The organism is Mesorhizobium sp. M6A.T.Ce.TU.002.03.1.1 (assembly GCF_003997275.1).
Classification (GTDB): Bacteria; Pseudomonadota; Alphaproteobacteria; order Rhizobiales; family Rhizobiaceae; genus Mesorhizobium; species Mesorhizobium mediterraneum.
In genome coordinates, this window is sequence record NZ_RZTI01000286.1 from 1 (window position 1) to 1,049 (window position 1,049).

Here is a 1,049-nt window from a genome sequence, read left to right on the forward strand (position 1 = left end):
GCGGAGGCGAGCTTGCGTCGACATGGCGCAAGGATGCCACGGCGAGGCCGAATCGTCACCATGACCCCAATTGGCGCCTGCGGCTATTTGGCCTTTGCGGCTTGCCGTGCTGGGCCCAGAGTGGGCCCATTTTTCCGTTTTCGCGTCTTGGTTAGTTTCCCGGATTTCAAATAAGCCTTATTTTTCAAGGGCTTATTGGTCGGAGTGGCCGGATTCGAACCGACGACCCCTTGACCCCCAGTCAAGTGCGCTACCGGGCTGCGCTACACTCCGGACCGGTCGCGATGTATCGTGATAACCCGGTTCGGGTCAACCGAATTCGGCGGCCGTCACGCCGATGCCCGGCGCGATGGATTTGAAGTCCTGCTCTGTTGCATGTCGTCAGCACTCAGGAACTTCAAATCCAGAATCACGCTCGTTTGCTCGTATGGTTTGATGCTCTGGCGTCGCTGCTATGAGACGGGTCGACTGTCCGCGGATTGTGTCAGCACGGGTGTATTGACCAGCGCGTTTTCCGGAAGCCTAAGCGCAGAGGCTATTCGTCGAAGCTTCGATGGATCGGCATTCTTGCCGTTCTCGATGTCCGCGATCTCATCGACCGCCAGGCCGCACGTCAGAGACAGCTCTTCCATGCTGTATCCCCTGGTTTCCCGGATGGTTCTGAGGGCGCTGTGATCAGGCGTAGCTTCGATTGCCGCCAGTTCGGAGAAGGGTTCTTTTTTTGCTATTTGGGACATTGGCAACTCCGTGGTCTGAAAGAGTTTGATCAAATAATGATGTTGCCTGGGACGGCCGCGACAATGCCCGGTCATTAACGATTTGCCAAGCACCAAAGGAACCGTCACGGCAACGTGATGCCGGACCGGCGCGGCCGCGGCATCGGTCTCAGCGGCGCCGGCGCGGGGCGCCGTCCCGATCAGGTTCTTCGACTGGCCGATCGTCGATTTCTTCGACGGCTCTCAGCCCTCGCTCGTTAGGCGCCTGTCGCCGGCACGCCAGTCGTTTTGGAAGGATCGAAACAGCGGCGGGAGCTTGACCCAAGCGCAGAA

General features: G+C 58.9%; 1 protein-coding gene and 1 tRNA gene. Both read right to left on the minus strand.

The genetic code is table 11. From position 1 onward, the window contains the following. Positions 1-196 precede the first annotated feature (196 nt). Positions 197-273, minus strand: a tRNA-Pro gene (locus tag EOC93_RS33530). A 179-nt stretch (positions 274-452) separates the two neighbouring features. Next, positions 453-737 (minus strand): helix-turn-helix transcriptional regulator, encoded by a 285-nt coding sequence (locus tag EOC93_RS33535; RefSeq protein WP_127206755.1) that lies wholly within the window; start codon positions 735-737, stop codon positions 453-455. Positions 738-1,049: the final 312 nt, after the last annotated feature.

Bases quoted from the DNA above. Each gene is read 5' to 3' on its own strand.
- EOC93_RS33535 (WP_127206755.1), bottom strand. From the start codon at position 737: ATGTCCCAAATAGCAAAAAAAGAACCCTTCTCCGAACTGGCGGCAATC.